A 15,943-nucleotide genomic window follows, 5' to 3' on the forward strand; every position below is an offset into this window, starting at 1 on the left:
CCGGCGGTCCGGCCGGGGTCCGGCCGGTCTCAGCCCCGGTACGCGTCGACGAGGGCGGTGGCCTCCTCCAGGGAGAGGCCGCCGCCCTCGGCGTACGCGGCGTCGTAGGCGGCCCGGCCGAGGACGGCGACGGCCAGTTCCTCCGCCTGGGCGTAGTCGTGCCGCTCCATCGACGTCGGCATATGGCCCTTGGGCAGCAGCCCCTTGCAGGCCCCCAGCAGCCGGGCCGCGAGCGCGGCCCGGCGCTCGCCGCCGATTCCACCCAACGCCCGTGCGAGGGTGACGAGATGGAGGACGGACATCTGAGGCTCCATCATCTGCGACAGCGGGTCCCGGGGTCGCATCAGCGCCTTCAGGCCCCGGGGCAGGGCTTCGGCGTACAGCCCGTCCTGGTTGTCCAGCCAGGCCATTGCGCCCAGCACGAACCCTTCGAAGAACGCCACCGTCTCGGAACGGAACTCCTCGCGCAGCAACACCAGTTGCTCGCGCGCCTCGCCCGTACGGTAGCTGCGGCCGAGCCACATGGCGAGATAGATCCGAGCGGCGGGCATCGCCTCGTGCCCCGCGGCAAGCACCTCCCGCAGGATCGCCTCGCCCTCGTCGCCGCGGCCCAGTTCGGTGAGCACGGACGCGTATCTGGCGCGCAGGATCGACACCTGGGACTGGGCGCCGAGCTTCTCCGCGAATCCGATGGCGGCCCGGAAGTCCTCGGCCGCGCGGGTGTACTCGCCCCGCTTCTCGTTGGCCTCACCCCGGGAGGAGAGCGATTCGGCGGCGCCCCAGTCGTCGCCGAGCCGGGTGAAGATCTCCAGGCTCTCGTCGGCATCCGCTTGTGCGCCACTCGCCCACTCGGACCGGTTGGCCAGCACATTGGCCCGCATCTGGAGGGCCGCGGCCAGCTCCCACTCGTAGCCGAACTCCCGGCTGGCGCGCACCGTTGCGTCCAGCAGCTCGCGCAGATCGCTCATTTCCCCGGTGAGCAGGACCGCGAAGAACCAGAGCGATGCCGGGGTACGGCAGGTCTGCGGCTGGCCCGCACGGTAGGTGCCCGCGATGACGCGCAGCCGGGCCATGCTCTTCTCGTCGGTCCACTCGTCCTTGGCGTGGTCCATGCTGACCAGCTGGATCAGAGCCACCTGGCGCCGGGCTTCCTGGAGCAGCTCGGGCCTCATGGGCGGCGGCGCGTCGGTGCAGCGTTCGTGGAGGGAGGGCGCGGGCTCGACGGGCTGGGCGAAGGGGTCGGGGCCCAGTGCGGCGGCCGCGTCGGCCCACTGCAGGGCGTCGGTGCGCAGATCGCGCATCTGCCAGTACCAGGACAGCGAGAGCACCATGCACAGCGCCTCCTGCTCGTCGCGGGCGGCGACGGCGCGGCGCAGGGCGGTGCGGAGGTTCTCGTACTCGCGCTGGAGGAGTTCGATGACGGAGCGCTGTCCGGCGCCGCGGAGTCCGGGCTCCGCGGTACGGGCCAGCTCCCGGAAGTACACCAGGTGGTGCCGTTCCACGGTGTCCCGCTCCCCGGCCCCGTCGAGCCGTTCGGCGGCGTACTCACCGACGGTCTCCAGCAGCCGGTAGCGCATCTCGCCGTCGTCGGCGGGCGCGGCGACGACGAGGGACTTGTCGACGAGCGAGCCGAGCAGCCCGGCGACCTCGCGCGCGTCCTGCGGCCCGTCCGCGCAGACGGCCTCGGCCGCGGCCAGGGTACAACCGCCGGCGAAGACCGACAGCCGGCGCAGGACGGCGCGTTCGGAGGCGTCGAGGAGGTCCCAGGACCAGTCGACGACGGCGCGCAGGGTCTGCTGACGGGGCAGTACAGTACGGGCCCCGCTGGTGAGCAGGCGGAACCGGTCGTCGAGCCGGTCGGCGATCTGGCGCGGGGTGAGCATCCGCAGCCGGGCCGCGGCGAGTTCGATGGCGAGCGGCAGTCCGTCGAGGCGGCGGCAGATCTCGGCGGCGGCAGCCGCGGTCCCCTCGTCCGCGTCGATCCGGAAGCCGGGCTTCGCGGCGGCGCCGCGGTCGGCGAGAAGCCGTAGCGCCATCGGGTCGGGCAGCGGGTCGACGGGTCGGACGAACTCGCCCGGTACCCCGAGGGGTTCACGGCTGGTCGCGAGCACGGTGACGTCCGGGCAGTGGGCGAGCAGATGGTCGGCGAGGGCGGCGGCGGCCCCGACGAGGTGCTCGCAGTTGTCCAGGAGCAGCAGCATGCGGCGCCGGGAGCAGTGCTCGGTGAGGCGTACGAGGGGGTCGCCCGCGTTCCCCTCGGCTACCCGGAGTTCCTCGGCGCCCGCTCCGCGCAGCACGGTCTCGCGGGCGCCGAGCGCGGTCAGCACTGCCTCCGGTACGGCCTCGGGGTCGTCGACGGGGGCGAGTTCGGCCAGCCAGACGCCGTCCGGCCAGGCGGGCCCGACGGATTCGGCGGCCTCCTGGGAGAGCCGGGTCTTGCCCGCGCCACCGGGGCCCAGGAGGGTGACGAGCCGGGCGTGCGAGAGGTCCTCGCGCAGGGCCTCTATGTCGTCCTCGCGCCCGACGAAGCTGGTGAGCCTGGCCCGGAGGTTTCCCTGCGGGGCGGTGGAGGTTCGGGTACGGGAGGGCCGGTGCGGCTCGGCCGCCGCTGCCGCCGCGACCGGTCGCAGCGGGTCCTGGCGGAGCAACTCCGCGTGCACGGAGCGCAGTTCGGCTCCGGGGTCGCTGCCGAGGCGGTCGGCGAGCACGGTGCGCACCTCGTCGTACGCGGCCAACGCCTGTGCCGTGCGCCCGGCATCGCGCAGGGCCCGCAGCCGCAGCGCCTGGAGGGGTTCGTCGATCGGGTGCTCGGCGCAGAGCGCGGCCAGTTCGGGCAGGGCCTCGTCCGCGCGGCCGAGCGCGAGGGCCGCGGCGAGCCTGCTGCGGCGGGCGTCCAGGCGCCGGGCCGCCCAGCGGGCCGCAACGGCGCCGCGGTCGGGCAGATCGGCCAGGGCAGGTCCGCGCCACAGGGCGAGCGCGTCGTCGAGCACGGCCTGGGCCTTCGCCGCATCGCCCTCCTCCAGCGCCCGCGCCCCCTCCCCCGCGAGCCGCTCGAAGCGGTACAGGTCGACCGCGTCCGGCTCGGCGGCGAGCCGGTAGCCGCTCTCCCCGGAGGTGATCGCGGCATGGCCGAGGGCCCGCCGGAGCCGGCCGACGAGCGCCTGCAGGGCGCCCACCGCGTCGGCCGGCGGGTCGCCGTCCCATACCTCGTCGACGAGCACGGCGGCCAGGACGGTGCGGCCGGGACGCAGAGCGAGGACGGAGAGCAGGGCGCGCAGCCGTGCCCCGCCGATGGCGACGGCCGTGCCGTCGTCGCGGAGTGCCTGGGTCGTGCCGAGGATGCAGTAGCGCACGGGCCTATTGTCCCTGCTGCCGAACAGGGCTCCCCGCCCCGTGCACACTGAGTAGATTACGCAACTCTCAGACTCTTAGGTAAACAATGGTTAGCCTCTTGATATGTCGAGAAAGCCAAGGGCCCTCATCGTTGTCCGTCTGTCGACGGAGACAGAAGCCACCACCAGCCCAGAGCGTCAGCTCAAGGAATGCGTTGCCTATTGCGCACGCCGCAAATGGCACGTCGTCGGTACCGCCGAAGATTTCGAATCCGCCTCGCGCTCCACTCCGTGGCAGCGGCCCCAGCTCTCGTCATGGCTGGACGATCGGGCACCCGAGTTCGATGTCATCGTCGTTTGGCGGCTGGACCGCCTCGTACGCAAGGTCAGCGATCTTTGCGACCTGATCGACTGGGCACGGGGTCACGGCGGCAAGTCAATTACCTCCGTCACCGAGCCCTTCGATCTCACCGCCCCGTCCGGAGAGGCCATGGCCTCCATGATCGCGTCGTTCGCGCAGATGGAGTCCCTCGCAGCATCCGAGCGGGTCACGTCGATGCGTCAGCACCTGCTGGCCACTCCACGCTGGGGCGGCGGCTCACCGCCCTACGGTTACAGGACCTACGAGAAGGACAGAGGGCGCTACCTGGAAATCAACCCCGCCACGGCTCCAGTCGTGCAGGAGGCCGCCCACCGGGTCATCGCCGGCGAACCGATCAACGCCATCTGCAGGGACTTCGAGAACCGTGGCGTGCCGTCCCCGGCCGACTCCTACGGCAGGCGCAAGATCGACCGGGACTACATCTGGCACCCGGTCACCCTGAAGAAGATCCTCACTTCCCCTGCCCTTCGTGGCCTCAAAACCCGGAACGAGCCGGTGTCAGGGAAGAAGTACCAGAAGAAGGTCCTGGTTCGTGATGAACGGGGACAGCCTGTTCGCATGGCTGACCCCATCCTGACCGAGGAGAACTGGCACAAGCTGCAGAATGCCCTGGCCGCTGCCTCTGTCTCCGCGAGCAAGCCGGCGTCGCCCAGAACGCCTTTCCTGGGTGTGGTCAAGTGCGGCGGCTGCGGCAAGAACCTTCAGCTGCACGTCACCAGGAAGAAACGGCGAGACGGTTCCGAGCGCGTCACGAGCAAGATCCGCTGTCTGTCACGCGTGGGCTCCCCTGCATGCAAGGGGTACGTATTCGAACCGAACGATGAAATCATCGGTCCGGTCACCCAAATGATCCTCTCAGAGATCGGCCACGAGCCGGTCACCAGGCGGATCTACGTCCCGGGCGAGGGGTCGGTCGAGCGGCTCGCGGCAATCGAGGCTGCGATCAACTATCACGTGGCGCAACTACTACCGGGTGGCATCTACAGTTCAGAGGCTCTCCGGACGAAAGGGGAGCAGGCGCTCACCGGGCTGCGACAAGAGCTCGATCGACTGCACTCATCAGAAGAAGACAGACAGGATCGCTGGGAGTATGCCGAAATCGGAATGACCTTCGCCGAGCGGTGGCGAGGCAGAGACACAACTACTGTCGCGAATGACCTTGTTCAGGCAGGCATCACGGTCGAGTGCCACCCTCAGGCCAGAGGTGGGCACGTCCTTCGTCTGCCCAAGGATCTGAAGCAGCGCTTCGCCCGATCGCTGGACCTGTCGTAACCCGGGCCGCTACAGCCTCACCCCTCTGGACAGCTCAACAGCCGCCGCTACTCTCGGTCCATGAGCACTTGTACCGCCGCAGCAGGGCGTCGTGTCAGCCCGGTCTTCCTCGGAATCGTCGCGGTCATAGCCGTTTCGGGCTGGGCTGTCTGGACGGGCTTCGCATTGGTTTCGGGTGTCGCGGTCTTCGTCTTCGTCACGGCAGCGTGGGTCGTCTCACTCTGCCTCCACGAGTACTCCCACGCCCGCACCGCACTGCACAGTGGCGACACGACAGTCACCGCCAAAGGCTATTTGACGCTCAATCCGTTCGCCTACACCCATGCACTGCTGAGCATCGTGCTGCCGGTGCTGTTCGTGATCATGGGCGGTATCGGTCTGCCCGGTGGTGCGGTCTTCATCGAGCGGGGCCGGATCAGCGGGCGCTGGAAGCACAGCCTGATCTCGGCGGCCGGACCGCTGACGAATGTACTGTTCGCGTTTCTCTGCACGGCACCGTTCCGGCTGCACGCGCTGGACGGCGTCCCGGTCGTCTTCCAGTACGCGCTGGGCTTCCTGGCACTGCTCCAGGTCACCGCGGCGATCCTCAACTTCGTCCCGGTCCCGGGGCTGGACGGTTACGGAGTGATCGAGCCCTGGCTCTCGTACCGGATCCGCCGGCAGGTCGAGCCGTTCGCCCCGTTCGGGCTGATCGCGGTCTTCGGCATCCTGTGGATCCCCGAGGTCAACCACGCGTTCTTCGACGCGATCCACGCCCTGCTGCGGGCACTGGGCATCAGCGAGTTCACGACGTACTGCGGTTTCGACGCCTACCGCTTCTGGCGAACGGCCGATCCGGTCTGCTCGCTCAACCTCTAACCGGCGGTCTGTGCACGCTGCCGGCGCAGGTAGAACCACGCCATGTTGGACGAGAGCCCGGCCAGCAGCACCCAGACGATCCCGAGCCAGCTGCCCTGGACGAACGAGATCACGGCCGCGACGACGGCCAGAACGCAGACGGCGATGGCGTAGAGAGCGAGGCGGGGCATGGGGGGCGGCTCCTGTCCGGGGTGATGCACGGTCCCGTCCAGTGTCCCCCATGCCCCTTTCCGCTCGCCGCAGGGTGCACCGGGAACGTGTCCGGCTCAGACGTCGGTGGTGCGCAGACCCGCGTGCGCCTTGTAGCGGCGGTTGACCGAGATCAGGTTGGCGACCAGCGACTCGACCTGGTGGGCGTTGCGCAGCCGCCCGGCGAAGATGCCGCGCATGCCGGGAATCCGGCCCGCCAGCGCCTGTACCAGGTCGGTGTCGGCGCGGGCCTCGCCCAGCACCAGCACATCGGTGTCGATCTCCTCGATGGCCTCGTCCTGAAGAAGCACCGCCGAGAGGTGGTGGAAGGCGGCGGCGACCCGGGACTCCGGCAGCAGGGCGGCGGCCTGCTCGGCGGCGCTGCCCTCCTCGGGCTTCAGCGCGTAGGCGCCCTTCTTGTCGAAGCCGAGCGGGTTGACGCAGTCGATGACGAGCTTGCCCGCGAGCTCGTCCCGCAGCGACTCCAGGGTCTTGGCGTGGCCGTCCCACGGCACGGCGACGATCACGATGTCGCTGCGCCGGGCGCACTCGGCGTTGTCCGCGCCCTCGACGCCGTGGCCCAGCTCGTCGGCGGCGGTCTGTGCGCGGTCGGCGGCACGGGAGCCGATGATCACCTTCTGCCCGGCGCGGGCGAACCGGTAGGCGAGCCCGCGGCCCTGCGGTCCGGTGCCGCCGAGCACGCCGACGGTCAGCCCGGACACATCGGGGAGGTCCCAGGGGTCCTTGGCGGGGGGCTTGGGTGCGCTGCCACTGTCATTCGTAGTCATGGCCTCGACACTACTGCCCGCGTCGGAGGGGACCGCTCCGTCGTCGGCCGGAGCGGTCCGGACCGCTCCGCAGGGCCCGTTCGGATGGTTCCGCCGTCGTTCGCCGGTGGCGGGGCCAGGACCTGCGGCATGATGCCGGGCCATGGATGCCGTACGCGTCGCCCTGCTGCGTGAAGTGCTCGCCGGGACCGAGTGGCCCGCGGCGGCCCGGCGGTTCGCCGGGGCGCTCAGGTCGTCCGTCGTCCCGCACGGCGGCGGGCTGCTGCTGGTGGGGACTGCGGTGTACGAGCCGTGGCATCTGGCGGCCCATCTGGTCGACGAGTCGACCTGGTCCGGGCTGCCCGAGCTGACGCCCACCCTGGTACGCCACCGGGTGGAGCCGGGCAATCCGGCGCATCTGGCCGTCGGTCTGTGCAGGATCGAGGCGGCCGGGCGGGGCGAGACGCTGCTCCTGGTGGCCCCGGAGCGGCCCGGCGCCGGGCTGCTGGAGCGGGTGCACGGCGCCCGCCGGGCCGGGGCGACGGTGCTCTCGCTGGACGACGGCGACCCGGAGGTGCGGGGGCTCGCCCACGAGACGCTCGCGGTGACCGGCAGCGACGATGTCGATCTGGACACCGTGCAGCATCTGGTGAGCGCGGCGGCCGGGGAGAACAGCGCCCCCGCGCCGCGCGGCCGCCGCTTCCGGGACCGGCTGTCCCGGCTCGCCGACCAGCTGACGGCGCCACCACCGGCCCGGTGGTGAGAGTCCGGGGTGCCGCGGCGGGAGCGGCCGGCCGCCCCGGCCGCCGCCAAAATCTTTCGCAGAGGGCGCCTACGGCGCCGGACCATGAGCCCTCGTGACCTCAGCTCCCTCCCCGACCGCCCGGCTCTCCGCTCTGCTGCCCGATCTCTCGCCAGGTGCGGGCCGGTGCGATGGCGGGCTGGACGGGGACCCGCTCCGTGGTCTGGAGCGGGGGTGTGGCGTGCGTCGCCTCGGTCGCGCTGCTCACCGCAGCGCTGCCGAAGCTGCTGACGTACGGCTCCGAGGCGGACGAGGACGCGGTACGCAGGCGCGGGGCCAGAGAGTCCAGCCCCGTCGGCGTTTGAGGAGCGGGGTCAGGGAGGCGGAGCCCCCCGGCCGGAGCCCCCCGGTCACGCCTCCGGGTCGGGCGGCGTGGCCTGGTCGTGCCACTTGGGATCCGTCTCCCACTCAAGATTCCGCTCCTGCGCCGTCTGCATCGCGTGCTCCGCCTCCTCACGGGAGGCATACGGCCCGAAACGGTCCTTGGCCGGGCACTCGGGGCCCTCCTCGACCTTCTGATGATGCAGGCAGTAGTACCACTCGCCCGGCTTGCCGACCGTGCGCTTCTTGAACAGGGCCATCATCGGCTCCTTCCCTCGGGGCCATGCTGCCCCAAGCACGCTGGTTAGACTCGCTGACATGTCTGGCCAGTCGCTGCTCGTACCCGGGGAGATCACTCCCATCCGTTCCGTACCCGGAAACATCCGGCGCCCCGAATACGTGGGCAAGCCGGCCCCTACCCCGTACACCGGACCGGAGATCCAGGACGCCGACACCATCGAGCGCATGCGCATCGCGGGGCGGATCGCCGCGCAGGCGATGGCGGAGGCCGCGAAGCACATCGCCCCGGGCGTCACGACGGACGAACTCGACCGGGTCGCCCACGAGTTCATGTGCGATCACGGAGCGTATCCGTCGACGCTCGGCTACCGCGGATTTCCCAAGTCGCTCTGTTCCTCGCTCAACGAGGTGATCTGCCACGGCATCCCGGACTCCACGGTGCTGCGCGACGGCGACATCGTGAACCTCGACGTCACGGCATACATCAACGGTGTGCACGGCGACAACAACGCCACGTACCTCTGCGGCGATGTGGACGAGGATTCCCGGCTGCTCGTGGAGCGCACCGAGGAGTCGCTGAACCGGGCCATCAAGGCGGTCCGGCCGGGCCGGCAGGTCAATGTGATCGGGCGGGTCATCGAGTCGTACGCGAAGCGCTTCGGGTACGGGGTGGTGCGGGACTTCACCGGGCACGGGATCAATTCCTCGTTCCACTCCGGTCTGATCATTCCGCACTACGACAGCCCGCACGCGACCACCGTGATGCAGCCCGGGATGACGTTCACCATCGAGCCGATGCTGACGCTGGGCAGCCATGACTACGACATGTGGGACGACGGCTGGACCGTGGTGACGAAGGACCGCAAGCGCACCGCTCAGTTCGAGCACACGCTGGTGGTGACGGAGACGGGCGCCGAGATCCTGACGCTCCCGTAAACACGCGGACAGCCCCCTGCGAAAGCGGCCGCCTCCGGGCGGCCGCTTTCGCGTGCTCCGCCGCCTTCCTCCCTGCTCCCGCCGCGTCCGCTGCGCCCGCGCGGAAGCGGAACCGGGCGTGTCGTTTTTACCGACAGCCTGCCGGGAAGCCATTGACTTAGGTAAGCCTAACCAGGAGGAGGGGTTGACCGGTGCCAGTCGGCCGGCCCGGGCCGCCGTGCCGCTCTGTCCTCAATCGCCGGAAGGGCTCGACCGAAACGCCAACGTGACGCGGCCCCCGATCTCCACCGTGCCGTCCGGTGCGGGTGCGGTGAGGATCTGGGAGCCGCGTCCTTGCGTGATGTTGAGAGCGCGGCCGAGCTCCGCGCTGAGCAGCAGGGCCGCCGCGCCCGTCGCCTCGTCCTCCACAATGCCCCCGGCGCAAGCCCCGGCTCCACCGGAGCGGCTGACGCCGCGCTCATCGATACGCCTCGGGAACGCCCTTGCCCTGACCCGGCCCGCCGCCTCGTCCTCCCAGGCCCATGCGTACAGCCAGCCCTCGCCCGGTGGCGGCCCGGTCAGCGCCTCGACCTCGGCAACGGATGCGTACCGCTCCAGCATGCGTGGCGGCGCCCACTCGGGGCGGGCGGTGATCCAGGTGAACTCCCCGTCCTGACGGGCGAAGATCTCCCCGACCGGCAGCTCCAGGATCTCCAGATCGAGCAGCCAGGCGGCGCCGACGAGCGGATGCCCGGCAAAGGGGAGGCGGAGACCCGGGGTGTAGATGTCGACGTGCCCGCGCTCGGGGTCGTCGACGAACACGGTCTCGCTGAAGCCGAGTTGACCGGCCAGCGCCTGCCGGGATGCCTCGTCGGGGTACGTACGCCCGTCGCGTACGACCCCGAGGGCGTTGCCGTGCCGGCCGTCCGGGCCGCAGAACACGCGCAGTACGTCGATGCCTGCGGGTACGTCGAAGTCGCTGTCGCTCACGCGGGCATTCAAACACCGCCCGGGTGACGGCCGTACAACTGGGCCGCCCCCGGGCGGTGGTATCGGACGGTGGTGTCCTGCGGTGCGGACGGATCAGGCGGTACGAAGACGAATGGCAATCACGGCTCCGGCACCGGCCGCCACGACAACACGCGCCGGGGAAGCGGTCGTCGACGTGCTGCACGATCTGGAGGTGTTCCCGCATCCGCGGACCGGGGCGACCCTCGTCGTATCGACAAGAACCGCTTGACCATCGCTTGACCCTTCCATGAGCCTCCCATGGGTCACTCGTGATCACCTCGTTCCCCCATCACGCGGGTGAGAGTTGAATCACTGCACGGGAGGGTATCGGTGAGGCAAGCCTCGGCTAAGTTAGGTCTGCCTCACCCGTCTTTGTCCGATCTTCTCCTGCTTCTCCTTCATCCTCTGTGGAGCCCGTATGCGAGCCGTTCGTTCCTCCGTCGTCACCGCTGCCGCCACCGTGGTAGCCCTGACCGCCGTCACGGGCTGCGCGCAGAAGAGTGACGGCAAGGGCGACGGAGCCGTACAGGTCGTCGCGAAGGACGACTCCTGCGAGGTGTCGAAGAAGAAGCTGCCGGCCGGTCACATCGAGCTGGCCGTGCAGAACAAGGGCTCGAAGGTCACCGAGGTCTACGTACTGTTCCCGGACGACCGCATCGTCGCCGAGCGCGAGAACATCGGCCCCGGCACCCAGGCCAACATCACGGCTGAGGTGAAGGCCGGCACGTACAACGTAGTCTGCAAGCCCGGCATGAAGGGCAACGGCATCCGGCAGGAGATCGAGGTCACCGGCGCCAACGCGGCCGAGCGCAGCCCCGAGATGGACAAGGCCGTCGCCGCCTACCGCACGTACGTCCAGGCCCAGGCCGACGAGACGCTGCCGAAGGCCAAGGCCTTCACCGACGCCGTCGCCGCCGGTGACATCGAGGCCGCCAAGAAGGTCTACGCCGACTCCCGTCTCGGCTGGGAGCGCACCGAGCCGGTCGCCGAGTCCTTCGGCGACATCGACCCGAAGGTCGACCTCCGCGAGGACGGCCTGGAGGACGGCCAGAAGTGGACGGGCTGGCACCGCCTGGAGAAGGCGCTGTGGCAGGACAAGAAGCTGGGCGCGGAGGAGAAGGCCCTTGCACCGGTCCTCTACAAGGACCTGCTCGACTGGCAGAAGCGGGTCGGCACGGCGGAGATCAGCCCGACCTCCATGGCCAACGGCGCCAAGGAACTCCTCGACGAGGTCGCGACCGGCAAGGTCACCGGCGAGGAAGAGCGCTACAGCCACACCGACCTGATCGACTTCAAGGGCAACGTCGAGGGTGCGGAGAAGTCCTACGAGCTGCTGAAGCCGATCGCGTCGAAGAACGACCCGGCGCTGACGGCGTCACTGGACAAGCAGTTCGCGGCGCTGAACACGCTGCTGGACAAGTACCGCAAGGACAAGACCTCCTACGAGTTCACCTCGTACGAGAAGGTCGGCAAGGCGGACCGCAAGGAGCTTTCGGACGCCGTCAACGCGCTGGCCGAGCCGCTGTCCAAGCTCGCCGCCGCGGTGACGAAGTAACGAGCGGGGAGACTTCGGGATGTCGGAGAAGACGCAGAACACCGCCGTGGACAACGCCGCCGGGGCAACCGCCGCCGAGGCCGGTGGCCGTGCCCCGTCCCGTCGGGCACTGCTCGGCTGGGGCGGCGCCGGTCTTGCGCTGGGCGCGGTCGCGGCCGGTGGCGCGGTCGCCGCGGTGCGTACGGAGAGCGACGCAGTGCCGGCCGCGGACAGCGGTGCGGCCGTGCAGTTCCACGGTCCGCACCAGGCCGGTATCGCCACCGCCGTACAGGACAGGCTGCACTTCGCCGCGTTCGACGTGACGACGAAGGACCGCGCCGAGCTGATCGCACTGCTCAAGGAGTGGACGCGGGCGGCCGAGCGGATGACGGCCGGTCACGCGGTCGGCGACGGTGCTTACGGCGGTCTCGCACAGGCCCCGCCGGACGACACGGGCGAGGCGCTGGGGCTCAAGCCGTCCCGGCTCACGCTCACCATCGGCTTCGGCCCCTCGCTCTTCGCCAAGGGCCGGTTCGGCCTGGAGGACAGGCGTCCCGAGGCGCTCGTCGATCTGCCGAAGTTCCCCGGCGACAATCTCGACGCGGCCCGCAGCGGCGGCGATCTCTGCGTCCAGGCGTGTGCGGACGACCCGCAGGTCGCGGTGCACGCCATCCGCAACCTGGCCAGGATCGGCATGGGCCGCACCGCGATCCGCTGGTCCCAGCTGGGCTTCGGCAAGACGTCCTCGACGACGCCGGACGCACAGACCCCGCGCAACATGTTCGGCTTCAAGGACGGCACCCGGAACATCTCCGGCACCGACACCGCCGCCCTGGACAAACACGTGTGGGTGGGCGAGAAGGAGGACGCGGGCTGGATGACCGGGGGTTCGTACCTGGTGGCCCGGCGCATCCGGATGCACATCGAGACCTGGGACCGCACATCGCTCCAGGAGCAGGAGGACGTCTTCGGCCGCGACAAGGGCGAGGGAGCCGCGGTCGGCAAGTCCAAGGAGCACGACGAGCCGTTCCTGAAGGCGATGCTGCCGACCGCGCATGTGCGGCTCGCCCACCCGGACAGCAACGACGGTGCGACGATCCTGCGCCGCGGCTACTCCTTCACCGACGGTACGGACGGCCTCGGCCGGCTCGACGCCGGGCTGTTCTTCCTCGCCTACCAGCGCGATGTCCGCAAAGCATTCATTCCGCTGCAGCGCCGCCTCGCGGCGCACGACGCACTCAACGAGTACATCCAGCACGTGGGTTCGGCACACTTCGCCGTCCCGCCGGGCGTCCGTGACAAGGACGACTGGTGGGGCCGGGCGCTGCTCTCGTAGACGGACGGGCAATTGGGGGGTGGGAGAAGGAGCGGGGCTGGGTGCGTGCAGCTGCAAGGCGGAGGATCGAGTCAGCGCGGAGCGTCGGTGATTGACGACAACGCCGCAGATGCGCGCGCCCGGCCCCGCGACGCCCCCCGATTGCCCGTCCCTCTTGGGGACTCGAAGCGGAAATAAGGAGAACCGAAACGTGTTCAGCAACTTCCTGATCGGCCTGCGCGAAGGCCTTGAGGCCAGCCTGGTCGTCTGCATCCTCATCGCCTATCTGGTGAAGACCGGCAACAAGAACAAACTGGTGCCGATCTGGATCGGCGTCGGTATCGCGATCGTCGTCAGCCTGGCGTTCGGTGCCGGCCTCGAATTCGGTTCGCAGGAGATGACGTTCAAGGCCCAGGAGGCGCTCGGCGGTTCGCTGTCGATCGTCTCGGTCGGCCTGGTCACCTGGATGGTCTTCTGGATGCGGCGCACCGCGCGGCATCTGAAGACGGAGCTGCACGGCAAGCTCGACGCGGCACTCGCGATGGGCACCGGCGCGCTGGTCGCCACGGCACTCCTCGCGGTGGGCCGGGAGGGCCTGGAGACCTCGCTGTTCGTGTGGCGTGCGGTGCATGCGGCGGACGACGGCTGGCACCCGATGATCGGCGCGTTCCTCGGCATCGCGGCCGCCGTCGTGCTGGGCTGGCTGTTCTACCGCGGTGCGCTGAGGATCAACCTGTCGAAGTTCTTCACCTGGACCGGCGGCATGCTGGTGATCGTCGCCGCGGGCGTGCTCGCGTACGGCGTCCATGACCTGCAGGAAGCCGAGTTCCTGGGCGGCATCCACAACAAGGCGTTCGACATCAGCGCCACGATTCCGCCGGACAGCTGGTACGGCACGCTGCTGAAGGGCACGTTCAACTTCCAGCCCGACCCGACCGTTCTTCAGATCACGGTGTGGGCGCTGTATCTGATCCCTACTCTCGCACTGTTCCTCGCCCCGGTAGGGTTCGGACGGTCAGTGGGGGCGACGGATCAGAAGGCGCAGAAAGCAACGGATGAGAAGCCTGAGGCCGATTCGGCTGGCGACGGGGCTCGCGACGGCGACGGTGCTGTCCATGACGGCGAGCGGGTGCGTGACGGTGCACGGCGAGCTGGAAGTGGTGCCGGCGGCAACCAGGTCTGAGGCCGCACAGGCACTGAAGGCCTTCACCACCGCGTACAACGCGGCGGACAAGGCCTACGACCCGGCCCTGGACGCGGACCGGGTCACGGGCCCGCTCGGCGCGATCAATCAGGCCGGGCTGAAGGCACGGCAGAAGAACAATCCGGACGGCAACGCGAACCACACGCCGTTGGAGCTGACCGACGCCAGATATCTCATCCCGAAGAAGGCCGGCTGGCCGCGGTGGTTCCTCGCGGACACCGACTCCAACCGCGACGAGGACAGCGGAAAGCTGGACACCCGCTGGCTGGTCGTCTTCGTCAAGTCCGGGCCGGACGCGGGGTGGAAGGCCTCCTATCTGTCGGTCGTCACACCGTCCCAGCTGCCCGGCTTCACGAAGGACAGCGACGGCCTGGCCGAGCCGGTGGCCGCGGACAGCTCCGAACTGGCCGTGGCGCCGGAGGACTTGGGCACCCAGTACACGGAGTACCTGCAGAACGGCACCCCGGACGTCTTCGCCCCCGGCGCCGCCACTTCGGGCTGGCGGGACGCGCGCCGCACCACCCGTCGGGCGGGCTTCTCGTACCAGTACATCGACCAGCCGCTGGACAGCGGTACGTTCGCCCCGCTCGGCCTGAAGACGGACGACGGCGGGGCGCTGGTCTTCTTCAGCAGCAAGCACTTCGAACGGCAGACCGCGGCAAAGGGCCTGCGTCCGCCGCTCAACGCGGATGTGGAGGCGCTGCTGACCGGTGAGGTGAAGTCCACCCTCACCAAGGAGCGGGTCTCCAGCGAGCTGGTGTTCGTTCCGAAGAAGGGCGCCGGGGACGGCAAGGTGGTCATGCTGAACCGGCTGCCGGGCCTGACGGCGGCGAAGGGGTCGTAACCGGGGCAGGATCAAGCCCGTCCGGCGATTGAGGGCGTCGTTGAGCCCGTCCGGCGATTGAGGACGAAGCGGCCCACCGGACGGCCCCGGTCATGCCTCTAGCGGCTCAGCGGCCACGCCACCGAGTCGTGGTCCAGATCGCTCTGGTCCGCCGCGTCCGCGTACTGCGCGCACGAATCGGTGAGCGTCTCCAGGAGCGTCAGCGGATCGGGCAGCGGGTTCTCCGGCCCCCGCACCCACTGCACATCCAGCTCACCGGGCAGCCTGGCCGGCGGCAGGAGTACGTAGCTGCCGCGGCAGTGCCACCGCAGTCCCGGATGCTCGTCCATGGTCTCGGGGTGGCAGTCCAGCTCGCACGGCCACCACTCGTCCTCGTCCTCGGGCGTACCGCGGGTGGCGGTGAAGAAGAGCATCCGGTCGTCGCCGGACCGGGCGACGGGGCCGACGTCGATGTCTGCGGCGAGGAGCCGTTCCAGTGCCTGGCTGCCCGCGGACAGCGGCACGTCGAGAACGTCATGGATCATGCCGGTCGCGGTGATGAAGTTGGCCTGCGGCTGGCTGCGGGCCCAGCGCTCGATCTGGGCGCGGTCGGTGGTGGACTGCGTCTGCCAGGCGAAGGAGATGGGGTGCCGGGCGGGGGTGGGACAGCCGATGCGTTCGCACGAACATCGGTAGCCGACCGGATGGGCGGCCGGCGCGATCGGCATTCCGGCCTCGGCGACAGCCAGGAGCAGCGCCTCCCGGGCGGTGTCGTCGACCTCGCTCTGCTGCGGTTTGGGTCGACGGCGAAGCCATTGGGAAAATTTGCTCTCTGAGCCGCGATAACGGCCGAAATCGGCGCCCATCTATCCCCTTACCTCAGCGTTGCCCCTGCCCATGGTCCCACCATCCTGCGCCTCGGGTGGCCAGAGTCCCGAAGCGGGGTACGGGGGACGACACCATGAGCTGGGCGCTATG

General features: G+C 69.8%; 14 protein-coding genes and 1 pseudogene. 9 read left to right on the forward strand and 6 right to left on the reverse strand.

Annotation, left to right across the window (positions count from 1 at the left end):
* Positions 1 to 29: 29 nt before the first annotated feature.
* Entirely contained in the window at positions 30 to 3,353 is a 3,324-nt protein-coding gene (locus ACZ7IB_RS00330; RefSeq protein WP_470907928.1) for a BTAD domain-containing putative transcriptional regulator, read from the reverse strand.
* A gap of 103 nt (positions 3,354 to 3,456) precedes the next feature.
* Here ACZ7IB_RS00330 and ACZ7IB_RS00335 point away from each other — a divergent pair, with 103 nt between their 5' ends.
* Together ACZ7IB_RS00335 and ACZ7IB_RS00340 are read left to right on the forward strand one after the other, a co-directional pair.
* Positions 3,457 to 4,986, forward strand: a complete 1,530-nt coding sequence (locus ACZ7IB_RS00335) for a recombinase family protein (RefSeq protein WP_470907929.1) — start codon at positions 3,457 to 3,459, stop codon at positions 4,984 to 4,986.
* A 60-nt stretch (positions 4,987 to 5,046) separates the two neighbouring features.
* On the forward strand, positions 5,047 to 5,844 hold the full coding sequence (locus ACZ7IB_RS00340; RefSeq protein ID WP_470907931.1) for a site-2 protease family protein: 798 nt from the start codon (positions 5,047 to 5,049) through the stop codon (positions 5,842 to 5,844).
* On the opposite strand, the gene ACZ7IB_RS00345 is transcribed toward ACZ7IB_RS00340, so the two are convergent.
* Together ACZ7IB_RS00345 and npdG are read right to left on the reverse strand one after the other, a co-directional pair.
* Positions 5,841 to 6,014 (reverse strand): hypothetical protein, encoded by a 174-nt coding sequence (locus ACZ7IB_RS00345; RefSeq protein WP_351253271.1) that lies wholly within the window; start codon positions 6,012 to 6,014, stop codon positions 5,841 to 5,843. The genes ACZ7IB_RS00340 and ACZ7IB_RS00345 overlap by 4 nt on opposite strands.
* A gap of 96 nt (positions 6,015 to 6,110) precedes the next feature.
* Entirely contained in the window at positions 6,111 to 6,821 is a 711-nt protein-coding gene (gene npdG, locus ACZ7IB_RS00350; protein WP_470907933.1) for an NADPH-dependent F420 reductase, read from the reverse strand.
* A 142-nt stretch (positions 6,822 to 6,963) separates the two neighbouring features.
* On the opposite strand from npdG, the gene ACZ7IB_RS00355 reads away from it, so the two are divergent.
* Both ACZ7IB_RS00355 and ACZ7IB_RS00360 read left to right on the forward strand, forming a co-directional pair.
* Positions 6,964 to 7,563, forward strand: coding sequence for a hypothetical protein (locus ACZ7IB_RS00355; protein WP_470907934.1), 600 nt, complete (start codon positions 6,964 to 6,966; stop codon positions 7,561 to 7,563).
* Positions 7,564 to 7,715: 152 nt separating this feature from the next.
* Positions 7,716 to 7,907 (forward strand): annotated as a pseudogene (locus ACZ7IB_RS00360) (hypothetical protein); the annotation flags it as partial.
* A 45-nt stretch (positions 7,908 to 7,952) separates the two neighbouring features.
* On the opposite strand, the gene ACZ7IB_RS00365 reads toward ACZ7IB_RS00360, so the two are convergent.
* Positions 7,953 to 8,183, reverse strand: a complete 231-nt coding sequence (locus ACZ7IB_RS00365; protein ID WP_470908727.1) for a hypothetical protein — start codon at positions 8,181 to 8,183, stop codon at positions 7,953 to 7,955.
* Between the two features lie 58 nt (positions 8,184 to 8,241).
* Here ACZ7IB_RS00365 and map point away from each other — a divergent pair, with 58 nt between their 5' ends.
* A complete protein-coding gene (map, locus tag ACZ7IB_RS00370; RefSeq protein WP_470907936.1) occupies positions 8,242 to 9,099 on the forward strand; it encodes a type I methionyl aminopeptidase in 858 nt (285 codons plus the stop codon).
* A 231-nt stretch (positions 9,100 to 9,330) separates the two neighbouring features.
* On the opposite strand, the gene ACZ7IB_RS00375 is transcribed toward map, so the two are convergent.
* On the reverse strand, positions 9,331 to 10,068 hold the full coding sequence (locus tag ACZ7IB_RS00375; RefSeq protein WP_470907937.1) for a PhzF family phenazine biosynthesis protein: 738 nt from the start codon (positions 10,066 to 10,068) through the stop codon (positions 9,331 to 9,333).
* Positions 10,069 to 10,507: 439 nt separating this feature from the next.
* Between ACZ7IB_RS00375 and efeO the strand changes: the two genes are divergently transcribed.
* The 4 genes from efeO (at position 10,508) to ACZ7IB_RS00395 (ending at position 14,986) form a co-directional block, all read left to right on the forward strand.
* Complete coding sequence (efeO, locus tag ACZ7IB_RS00380) at positions 10,508 to 11,644, forward strand: iron uptake system protein EfeO (RefSeq protein ID WP_470907938.1); 1,137 nt, start codon at positions 10,508 to 10,510, stop codon at positions 11,642 to 11,644.
* Positions 11,645 to 11,663: 19 nt separating this feature from the next.
* A complete protein-coding gene (efeB, locus tag ACZ7IB_RS00385) occupies positions 11,664 to 12,959 on the forward strand; it encodes an iron uptake transporter deferrochelatase/peroxidase subunit (RefSeq protein WP_470907940.1) in 1,296 nt (431 codons plus the stop codon).
* 190 nt (positions 12,960 to 13,149) lie between these two features.
* Positions 13,150 to 14,121, forward strand: a complete 972-nt coding sequence (gene efeU / locus ACZ7IB_RS00390) for an iron uptake transporter permease EfeU (RefSeq protein ID WP_470907941.1) — start codon at positions 13,150 to 13,152, stop codon at positions 14,119 to 14,121.
* Positions 14,054 to 14,986, forward strand: coding sequence for an SCO2278 family lipoprotein (locus ACZ7IB_RS00395; protein ID WP_470907943.1), 933 nt, complete (start codon positions 14,054 to 14,056; stop codon positions 14,984 to 14,986). Before efeU ends, ACZ7IB_RS00395 begins: the two co-directional genes overlap by 68 nt.
* A 98-nt stretch (positions 14,987 to 15,084) precedes the next feature.
* Here the strand turns inward: ACZ7IB_RS00395 and ACZ7IB_RS00400 are convergent, their stop codons facing one another.
* Positions 15,085 to 15,831 carry a bifunctional DNA primase/polymerase gene (locus ACZ7IB_RS00400; protein WP_402000193.1) on the reverse strand — a complete coding sequence of 249 codons (747 nt, stop codon included), beginning with the start codon at positions 15,829 to 15,831 and terminating at the stop codon, positions 15,085 to 15,087.
* Positions 15,832 to 15,943: the final 112 nt, after the last annotated feature.

It is taken from the genome of Streptomyces sp. NPDC037301 (genome assembly GCF_055602785.1).

Bases quoted from the DNA above. Each gene is read 5' to 3' on its own strand.
- ACZ7IB_RS00335 (WP_470907929.1), top strand. From the start codon at position 3,457: ATGTCGAGAAAGCCAAGGGCCCTCATCGTTGTCCGTCTGTCGACGGAG.
- ACZ7IB_RS00340 (WP_470907931.1), top strand. From the start codon at position 5,047: ATGAGCACTTGTACCGCCGCAGCAGGGCGTCGTGTCAGCCCGGTCTTC.
- ACZ7IB_RS00345 (WP_351253271.1), bottom strand. From the start codon at position 6,014: ATGCCCCGCCTCGCTCTCTACGCCATCGCCGTCTGCGTTCTGGCCGTC.
- npdG (WP_470907933.1), bottom strand. From the start codon at position 6,821: ATGACTACGAATGACAGTGGCAGCGCACCCAAGCCCCCCGCCAAGGAC.
- ACZ7IB_RS00355 (WP_470907934.1), top strand. From the start codon at position 6,964: ATGGATGCCGTACGCGTCGCCCTGCTGCGTGAAGTGCTCGCCGGGACC.
- ACZ7IB_RS00365 (WP_470908727.1), bottom strand. From the start codon at position 8,183: ATGGCCCTGTTCAAGAAGCGCACGGTCGGCAAGCCGGGCGAGTGGTAC.
- map (WP_470907936.1), top strand. From the start codon at position 8,242: ATGTCTGGCCAGTCGCTGCTCGTACCCGGGGAGATCACTCCCATCCGT.
- efeO (WP_470907938.1), top strand. From the start codon at position 10,508: ATGCGAGCCGTTCGTTCCTCCGTCGTCACCGCTGCCGCCACCGTGGTA.
- efeB (WP_470907940.1), top strand. From the start codon at position 11,664: ATGTCGGAGAAGACGCAGAACACCGCCGTGGACAACGCCGCCGGGGCA.
- ACZ7IB_RS00395 (WP_470907943.1), top strand. From the start codon at position 14,054: ATGACGGCGAGCGGGTGCGTGACGGTGCACGGCGAGCTGGAAGTGGTG.
- ACZ7IB_RS00400 (WP_402000193.1), bottom strand. From the start codon at position 15,831: ATGGGCGCCGATTTCGGCCGTTATCGCGGCTCAGAGAGCAAATTTTCC.